This window comes from Methylobacterium longum (assembly GCF_022179385.1).
Taxonomy (GTDB): Bacteria; Pseudomonadota; Alphaproteobacteria; order Rhizobiales; family Beijerinckiaceae; genus Methylobacterium; species Methylobacterium longum.
This window is the reverse complement of record NZ_BPQS01000014.1, coordinates 116,307-125,242: the sequence shown is the minus strand read 5'-3', so window position 1 is coordinate 125,242 and position 8,936 is coordinate 116,307. Positions and strand designations below refer to the sequence as shown.

8 protein-coding genes are annotated in these 8,936 nt (G+C 70.3%); 3 read left to right on the top strand and 5 right to left on the bottom strand.

Going from position 1 to position 8,936, the window contains the following annotated elements; genetic code table 11:
* Positions 1-145, top strand: a 145-nt coding sequence (locus MFF58_RS14920; RefSeq protein WP_238289290.1) for a winged helix-turn-helix domain-containing protein, incomplete at its 5' end; no start/stop codon positions are given.
* Positions 146-414: 269 nt separating this feature from the next.
* Here MFF58_RS14920 and ilvD read toward each other — a convergent pair.
* On the bottom strand, positions 415-2,244 hold the full coding sequence (ilvD, locus tag MFF58_RS14915) for a dihydroxy-acid dehydratase (RefSeq protein ID WP_238289274.1): 1,830 nt from the start codon (positions 2,242-2,244) through the stop codon (positions 415-417).
* Between the two features lie 129 nt (positions 2,245-2,373).
* On the opposite strand from ilvD, the gene ade reads away from it, so the two are divergent.
* A complete protein-coding gene (gene ade / locus MFF58_RS14910) occupies positions 2,374-4,095 on the top strand; it encodes an adenine deaminase (RefSeq protein WP_238289272.1) in 1,722 nt (573 codons plus the stop codon).
* A gap of 87 nt (positions 4,096-4,182) precedes the next feature.
* On the top strand, positions 4,183-4,608 hold the full coding sequence (locus MFF58_RS14905; RefSeq protein ID WP_238289270.1) for an organic hydroperoxide resistance protein: 426 nt from the start codon (positions 4,183-4,185) through the stop codon (positions 4,606-4,608).
* 241 nt (positions 4,609-4,849) lie between these two features.
* On the opposite strand, the gene MFF58_RS14900 is transcribed toward MFF58_RS14905, so the two are convergent.
* From MFF58_RS14900 to MFF58_RS14885, 4 genes are read right to left on the bottom strand one after another with little or no spacing between them, the layout of a single operon-like run.
* A complete protein-coding gene (locus MFF58_RS14900) occupies positions 4,850-5,683 on the bottom strand; it encodes an HTD2 family dehydratase (RefSeq protein WP_238289268.1) in 834 nt (277 codons plus the stop codon).
* A gap of 1 nt (position 5,684) precedes the next feature.
* Positions 5,685-6,833 (bottom strand): acyl-CoA dehydrogenase family protein, encoded by a 1,149-nt coding sequence (locus tag MFF58_RS14895; protein ID WP_238289266.1) that lies wholly within the window; start codon positions 6,831-6,833, stop codon positions 5,685-5,687.
* A gap of 10 nt (positions 6,834-6,843) precedes the next feature.
* A complete protein-coding gene (locus MFF58_RS14890) occupies positions 6,844-7,698 on the bottom strand; it encodes an SDR family oxidoreductase (RefSeq protein WP_283206439.1) in 855 nt (284 codons plus the stop codon).
* Positions 7,634-8,770 (bottom strand): CaiB/BaiF CoA transferase family protein, encoded by a 1,137-nt coding sequence (locus tag MFF58_RS14885; protein WP_238289264.1) that lies wholly within the window; start codon positions 8,768-8,770, stop codon positions 7,634-7,636. The genes MFF58_RS14890 and MFF58_RS14885 overlap by 65 nt, the downstream gene beginning before the upstream one ends.
* Positions 8,771-8,936 lie beyond the last annotated feature (166 nt).

Here is an 8,936-nt window from a genome sequence, read left to right as displayed (position 1 = left end):
GCTGAAGATCATCGACGTGTTCATCTGCAAGCTGCGCAAGAAGCTCGCCAACGCCAGCCAGGGCAAAAACTACATCGAGACCGTCTGGGGCCGCGGCTACGTGCTGCGTGAGCCGATGGACGGCGAGGAGCGGATGGCGGTCTGATCCGCCCACCTTCGGTTTCTCGAAAACCCCGCGCGGTCCGGCCACGCGGGGTTTTCGCGTTCAGGACCGGTGCAGCGGCGCGACACCCTCCCGAGCCGCGAGCCCGGGATGCGGTGGAGAAGCGGCGGAGCTGCGCCGCGGGTGCCCTCCGCCGGCAGCCCGTTGGCTGGCACATGGGCCGCGCTTCGACGTTTCAGCCTTGGCGGTCATCCGACAGGAACCGGCAGAGCCGCTCCGGCCGTCGCGGCTCCGCGAACCCGGATGCGGGGCTACACCCGTCGGACGGCGCCGTGGGCCGCGCTGGTGGTCAGCATCGCGTAGGCGCGCAGCGCCGCACTGACCTTGCGCGGGCGCGGGTTTTCCGGCTGCCAGCCCGCCGCATCCTGCGCGGCGCGCCGACGCTCCAGTTCGACCGGATCCACGTCCAGGCGGATGGTGCGTGCCGGAATGTCGATCGCGATAATGTCACCGTCGTGCACGAGGCCGATCAGGCCACCTTCGGCGGCTTCCGGCGACACGTGGCCGATCGACAGCCCGGAGGAGCCGCCGGAGAACCGACCGTCTGTGACGAGGGCGCAGGCCTTCCCCAAACCCTTCGATTTCAGGTAGCTCGTCGGGTACAGCATCTCCTGCATGCCGGGGCCACCCCGAGGGCCCTCGTAGCGGATCAGCACGACCTCACCGGCCGTGACCTTGCCGTTCAGGATCCCGTTCACGGCCGCGTCCTGGCTCTCGAACACCCGAGCCGTACCCGTGAAGGTGAGAACCGCCGCGTCGACGCCCGCGGTCTTCACGATGCAGCCCTGCTCGGCGAGGTTGCCGTAGAGCACCGCGAGGCCGCCATCCTGCGAGTAGGCGTGCGCGGCGTCGCGGATGACGCCGCCCGCCCGGTCGAGGTCGAGCTCGTCGAAGCGCGACTCCTGGCTGAACGCCACCTGGGTCGGCACGCCGCCGGGGGCCGCCCGGTAGAAGGTCTGCACTGCGGTGCTCGGCGCGACGCGCACATCCCAGCGGGCCAGGGCCGCGCCGAGGGTCCCGGCCGACACGTTGCCGGCCTCGGTGTCGATCAGGCCCGCCCGGTCGAGCTCGCCCAGGATCCCCATGATCCCCCCCGCGCGGTGCACGTCCTCCATGTGGACGTTGGCGACCGCCGGGGCGACCTTGCAGAGCACCGGAACCCGCCGGGACAGGCGGTCGATATCGGCCATCGTGAAAGGCACCTCGCCCTCATGGGCGGCGGCCAGCAGGTGCAGCACCGTGTTGGTCGAGCCGCCCATGGCGATGTCGAGGGTCATGGCGTTCTCGAACGCTCTGAAGCTCGCCACGGCGCGCGGCAGCACGCTCGCGTCGTCCTGCTCGTAGTGGCGCCGGGCGAGGTCGACGATGAGGTGGCCGGCCTCGACGAACAGGCGCCTGCGGTCGGCATGCGTGGCCAGCACGGAGCCGTTGCCCGGCAGCGCGAGTCCCAGCGCCTCGGTGAGGCAATTCATCGAGTTCGCGGTGAACATGCCCGAGCACGAGCCGCAGGTCGGGCAGGCCGAGCGCTCGATCACCGCGACGTCCGCGTCGGAGATCCGGTCATCGGCCGCCGCGATCATCGCGTCGACGAGGTCGACCTTCCTGGCGATGCCCGGGAGCTGGACCTTGCCGGCCTCCATCGGGCCACCCGAGACGAACACGGTCGGGATGTTGAGGCGCAACGTCGCCATCAGCATGCCGGGGGTGATCTTGTCGCAGTTCGAGATGCACACCATCGCGTCGGCGCAGTGCGCGTTGACCATGTACTCGACGGAGTCGGCGATCAGCTCCCGGGACGGGAGCGAGTACAGCATGCCGTCGTGGCCCATCGCGATGCCGTCATCGACCGCGATGGTGTTGAACTCCTTGGCGACGCCGCCGGCCGCCTCGATCTCGCGGGCGACCAGCTGGCCGATATCCTTGAGGTGGACGTGACCCGGCACGAACTGCGTGAACGAGTTGACCACCGCGATGATCGGCTTGCCGAAATCGGCATCCTTCATGCCGGTGGCGCGCCAGAGTCCGCGAGCGCCGGCCATGTTGCGACCGTGGGTGGTGGTACGGGAACGATAGGCAGGCATCGCGCGATTCGACCGGTTCGAAGGTGGTGGGCTTCTGCGCCCGCAGGCGCATGTCCGCAAGCGTCGCCGGGCGGCACGCAGCCATGGCATGCTTCTGGCGGATGACGGGACGGGACGGAGTGTGAGCCGATGACACAGGTGGATCTCCTGCGGCGCGCGATCGCGCAGGGGCAGGGCCACGCGGAGGCCGACCTCGTTCTGAAGGGCGCGCGGTTCCTCGACCTCGTCACCGGCGACTTGGTGGATTCCGACGTCGCGATCTGCGGCGAGCGGATCGTCGGCACCTTCGGATCGTATCGCGGCCGCCGGGAGATCGATCTGCGCGGCAAGATCGTGGTGCCGGGTTTCATCGACACGCATTTCCACGTCGAATCCTCGCTGATGCCGCCGCAGGAATTCGAGCGCTGCGTCCTGCCGCACGGGGTCACCACGGGGATCTGCGACCCGCACGAGATGGCCAACGTCCTCGGGACCGACGCCTTCGCGTGGTTCCTCGAATCGTCCGGGACGCTGGCGATGGACCTGCGGGTGCAGCTCTCCTCCTGCGTTCCGGCGACCGACCATCTGGAGACGTCCGGCGCTCGGATCACCGCAGCCGATCTCATGCCCTTCGCGCAGGACCCGAAGGTGATCGGTCTCGCCGAATTCATGAATTTCCCCGGCGTGCTGGCGGGCGATCGGGCCGTGCTGGAGAAGCTCGCCGCCTTCCAGGGCCGGCACATCGACGGCCACGCGCCCCTCCTGCGCGGGGCGGCGCTGAACGGCTACATCGCGGCCGGCATCCGCACGGAGCATGAGGCGACGACCCCCGAGGAGGCCCTGGAGAAGCTCTCGAAGGGGATGACCGTGCTGATTCGCGAGGGATCCGTCTGCAAGGACCTGCACGCCCTCGCGCCGATCCTCACCGAACGCACCGCGCCGTTCCTCGCCTTCTGCACCGACGACCGGAACCCCCTCGACATCGCCGAGGAGGGCCACCTCGACTACGTCATCCGCACGGCCATCGCGCTGGGCGCACCGCCGCTGGCGGCCTACCGGGCCGCCTCGTGGTCCGCGGCCCGGGCCTTCGGCCTCCACGACCGCGGCCTCGTGGCGCCCGGGCAGAGGGCCGACCTCGTCGTGCTCGACGATCTGGCCGCCTGCGCGGTGTCGCGGGTGATCAGCGCTGGGCGCCCGGTCGACGACGCGCTGTTCGCGGGTCGGACACCCGTGGCGCCGATCGGGCGCGGCAGCGTGCGGGCGCGGCACGTGCAGGCGTCCGACTTCGCGGCCCCGGGCTCGGGACCGTCGACGCCGGTGATCGGCGTGGTGCCGGGCAAGATCATCACGCTGCGGCACGACCTGAATTTGCCCTACCGGGGCGGCGAGCGTCGCGTCGATCTCGGCCAGGACGTCATCAAGGTCGCCGTCGTGGAGCGGCACGGCCGGACCGCGCCCGGGGAACGCGGCATCGGGGTCGCCTTCGTGAAGGGGTTCGGGCTGCAGCGCGGCGCCATCGCGTCGTCGGTGGGACACGACAGCCACAACATCACGGTGGTCGGCGCGGACGAGGCCGACATGGCCGTGGCGGTGAACCGCCTGGGCGAGATCGAGGGCGGCTTCGTGGTGGTCGCGGACGGCCGCGTGCTCGCCGAGATCGCCCTCCCCCTGGCCGGCCTGATGAGCCTGATGCCGTTCGATGCCATTCGGCGCGATCTGGTCGCCCTGCGCGCCGCCGCGCGCGGCCTCGGCGTTGTCCTGCCCGAGCCGTTCCTGCAGGTGGCATTCCTGCCGCTTCCGGTGATCCCGCACCTCAAGATCACCGACCGGGGGCTGGTGGATGTCGACAGATTCACCCTGATCGATCCTTGAAATTAGATTGCGCGCAATTAAAATGATGGAACGCGGTTGCCCGCTGACCGCTTGATGCTGACCCTCTTCCAGACATCGGAGACCGCCATGTCCGTAGACGTGAAGTACCGCACCACCGCCACCGCCACCGGGGGCCGCGACGGCGCCGCGCGGACGGCCGACGGCAACTTCGAGGTCAAGCTCTCGACCCCGAAGGAGCTCGGCGGCGCGGGCGGCCCGGGCGCAAATCCGGAGCAACTCTTCGCCTCCGGCTACTCGGCGTGCTTCCTCGGCGCCATGAAGGCTGTGGCGCCGTCGTTGCAGCTGAAGGTCCCGGCCGACACCAGCGTCACCGCCGATGTCGGCATCGGCCCGCGCTCCGAAGGCGGCTTCGGCATCACGGCCGACCTGACCATCAGCCTGCCCGGCCTGGACCGCGCCGACGCGCAGAAGCTCGTGGACGCCGCGCACCAAGTGTGCCCGTACTCGAACGCCACCCGCGGCAACGTCAACGTCGGGCTGAAGCTCGCCTGAGCGAAGCTTCGGCGGGCCTCGCCTCCGCGGAGCCCGCCGCGACGAACGTGATCCACGGGCATCGTGGGTGAGCCGGAACCAGCGCGTAGGCCTGCAGACCCCACCGGCATCCCCAACCCGTCACCGACCTTGCGAGTGCAGCGACGCAGGGCGCCGTCGCTGCGCACGACCACGGCGCCGGTGATCTGCCGATCGAGCCGATCGCGTTTCCCGGTCGGACGGATCGCTGATCGGTCGGGCGCTAGCCCTCACCCCGCGCCCGCATGCACACCCGGCTCGCCTCGTCGAGCGTCACGCCCTCGAAGCCGGTCTCCGTGAGCCGGCCGCACACCCGGAAGGTCTGGTTGGCGGTCATCGGCGAGACGCCGCGATAGGCGAAGCTGCGCGGCGCCCGATCCAGCAGCGTGGCCGCGAGGTTCATCAGCAGCGTCGCCTGCATGGGACCATGGACAACCAAGTCCGCATAGCCCTCCACCTGCGTGGCGTAGGGTTGGTCGTAGTGGAAGCGATGGCCGTTGAAGGTCATCGCCGAGTAGCGGAACAGGAGCGTCGGCGTCGCCGGCACGGCCCAGACCCGCGCGTAGGCCTCGGCCGAGTCCCGCTCAGCCTCGACCGGGCGGCCGGCCTGCGCGGCGGCCGCTTCGCGGTAGACGATGTCCTGCCGCTCTCGGATCGCGACGCCGCGCTCCGTCGCCATCGCGTGATCGACGGTGACGAAGCATAGGGTCCCGCTGCGCCCCTCCTTGAAGGCCACGTCCCGCACGGTCTCGGTGCGCGTCACCAGATCCCCCACGCGCAGCTCCGCGATGGTCTCGATCTGCCCGCCGGCCCACATGCGCCGCGGCAACGGCACGGGCGGCAGGAACCCGCCCTTGGCGGCGTGACCGTCCGGTCCCAGTGCATCGGCGGGGGGCGTCTCCGGAGCGAGGCACCAGTGCAGGGCCGGCAAAGCGTGTCCCTCGGCGACCGGTGCCAGATGCGGCGCGAGGGTCGCGCGGAACTCGGCCAGGAGGCGCGGCGTCACGAGGTCGGACGCCGTGCGCGTCCGTCCGATCCAGGCAGCGAAGTCCGTCATGTCAGTACGAGCGGGGCATGCCGAGGACGTGCTCGGACAGGTAGGCGAGGATGAGGTTCGTGGAGATGGGCGCAACTTGGTAGAGGCGCGTCTCGCGGAACTTGCGCTCCACGTCGTACTCCTCGGCGAATCCGAAGCCACCGTGGGTCTGGATGCAGGCATTGGCGGCCTCGAAAGAGGCGTCCGCGGCGAGCATCTTGGCCATGTTGGCCTCGGCGCCGGGATTGGCGCCGCCCTCGTAGAGGCTCAGTGCCTCGCGGACCATCAACTCCGCGGCCCGCATGTTGGCGTAGGCGCGGGCGATCGGGAATTGCACGCCCTGATTGGCACCGATCGGACGGCCAAAGACCGATCGGTCACCCGCGTAGGCCTTCGCCTTGTCGATGAACCACTTGGCGTCGCCGACGCATTCCGCCGCGATCAGGATGCGCTCGGCGTTCATGCCGGACAGGATGTAGCGGAAGCCCCTGCCCTCCTCGCCAATCAGGTTCTGGGCCGGCACGCGGAGGTTGTCGAAGAACACCTCGGTTGTGGCGTGGTTCATCATCGTGCGGATCGGCCGGATGGTGAGGCCGTTGCCTCGCGCCTCGCGCATGTCGACGAGGAGGACGGACAATCCGTCCGTGCGCTTCATGCCCTCCGTGCGGGGGGTCGTGCGGGCCAGGAGCAGCATCAGGTCCGAATGCTCGGCGCGGCTCGTCCAGATCTTCTGGCCGTTGACCACGTAGGCGTCGCCCTCGCGGCGCGCCGTGGTCTTGAGGCTGCCGGTGTCGGTCCCGGAGGTGGGCTCGGTGACCCCGAAGGCCTGGAGCCGCAGGCGCCCCTCCGCGATGGGCGGCAGGTACTCGGCCTTCTGGGCGTCCGAGCCGTGCCGCAGAAGGGTGCCCATCGTGTACATCTGCGCGTGGCAGGCGCCCCCGTTGCAGCCCGCACGCTGAACTTCCTCGAGGATCGCCGCCGCAGCGGAGAGCGGCAGGCCGGCACCGCCGAACGCCTCCGGGATCAGGACCGACAGGTACCCGCTCCCGGTCAGCGCGTTCACGAATTCGGTCGGATAGGCCATCTCCCGGTCCAGCGCCCGCCAGTACGGGCCGGGAAAGCCTGCGCAAAGCTTGGCGACCGCCTCGCGGATCTCGGTATAGGCTTCCATGACGGGCTCCTCAGGCCGTGCGGCCGCCGTCGACCGGCAGGTCGACCCCGGTGATGAATTCGGCCTCGTCGGAGGCCAGGAACAGGGCCGCCGCCGCGATGTCGCGGGCCTGCGAGAGACGCCCGAGCGGGATCGTGGCGATGAAGCGCTCCCGGTTTTCCGGCGTGTCGGGCACGCCCATGAAATGCTCGAGCAGGCCGGTAGCCCCCATGACCGGGCAGAGGGCGTTCACCCGAATCTTCCAGGGTGCCAGTTCCAGAGCCAGCGACTTGGTGGCGAGGCTCGCCGCGCCCTTGGAAGCGTTGTACCACGTGAGCCCGGGTCGCGGCCGGAGCGCCGCCGTCGAGCTGACGTTGAGGATCACGCCACCGCCCGCGTCGCGCATCACCGGCGCGATCGCGCGGACATAGCGGAAGATCGATTTCACGTTCACCCGGAACACGCGGTCGAACTCGTCCTCGGTCACCTCCAGGAGCGGCTTGTTCCGGTGGGTCGTACCGGCGTTGTTGACCAGGATGTGCGGTACCCCGAAACGCTCGCGGGTCGCCGCGACGCTGGCTTCGACATCGGCGGCGCTGCCGACATCCGCGCCGACGGCGAGGGCCTTGGCGCCGATCCCCGCGGCGACGCGTTCGGCCGCCCCAAGGTCGATATCCACGCAGGCGACGGCGGCGCCCTCGGCGGCGAAGTGCTGGGCGATGCCCGCTCCGAAGCCGCCGCCGGCCCCCGTGACGATCGCGACCTTGCCGTCGAGCCTCTTCGTCCCCTCCCGTTCCCACGTCGTGGTCCGATGTAGGCTTTCAGGGTGCGGCGGCGAATTCCGCGCGGATGCGATCGCTGTGCGCGCCGATTGCGGGAACGGCACCGAGCGCCCGCACCTGCCCGTCGATCAGGACCGGCGGCGCCACGATGCTGGCCGGGCCGGCGGGGGTCTGGACCTCGGCGCGGACCAGGGCCGGATGGGTCGACAGGTCGGCGAGCGTGTTGACGAAGCCGTAGGCGGTACCCGCCGCCTTCAGCCTGGACGCGGCCGCGTCGCGGGTAAGACGCACCAGTTCCAAGCCGATGCGCTGATCGACGGCTGCCCGGTTGGCCACGCGGGCGTTGTTCGAGCCGAACCCCTCGGCGGTGGCGAGGTCCGGCTCCCCCAGCACGCCCCCGCAGAAGCGCGCCCATTCCCGCTCGTTCTGGATCGAGATCAGCACGAGGCCGCCGTCCGCGGTGGGAAAGGCGCCGTAAGGGCAGATCGTGGGATGGGCGAGCCCGACCCGCTGAGGCATTCGGCCCGTGCCCTCGAAGTAGAGGAGCGGCACGTTCATCCAGTCGGCCGCGCCGCTGAACAGGCTGACCTCCAGGGCGCAGCCTTCTCCCGTGATCCCGCGGGCGATCAGCGCCTCCAGCACAGCGGCGTGCGCGTCCATCCCGCAGGCGACGTCGCAGACGGAGACCCCGACCCGCCCGGGCCCCGCCGGGTGGCCGGTGATGCCGGCGAGCCCGCTCTCCGCCTGGACCAGCAGGTCGTAGGCCTTCATGTCGCTGTAGGCGTGGCCGGCACCGTAGCCGGAGATGTCGACGGTGATGAGCCGGGGATGGCGCGCCCGCAGGTCCGCCGCGTCGAAGCCCGCCCGCCTGGCGGCGCCGGGCGCGAGGTTCTGCACGAACACGTCGGTCCGCGCGAGGATCGCGTGGAGCAGGCGCGCATCCGCCGGGTCCTTGATGTCGGCAACGAGGCTTTCCTTGCCGCGGTTGAGCCATACGAAGTAGCTCGCCAGCCCGTTGACGGCGGCATCGTAGCCCCGGGCGAAATCGCCTTCCGGCCGCTCGATCTTGATGACCCGTGCGCCGGCATCGGCAAGCCGCGACGTGCAGTAGGGAGCGGCGACCGCCTGCTCCAGGGCGAGGACGGTAAGCCCTCGCAGGGGCAGAGTCTGGCTCATCCGCATCGTTCCGGAGCGCTGCGACCCCGCGGGGCCGTTCACGCATCAACTGGTTCGGCTCAGGACCGTGCCAAGCTGATGGCGGTGACAGGGGGGGAGCCGCCGTCGACGCCCCCGTGATCGCGAGCGCAGCGAAGACGGCCGCGGATCGCGCCTTCGTACCCCC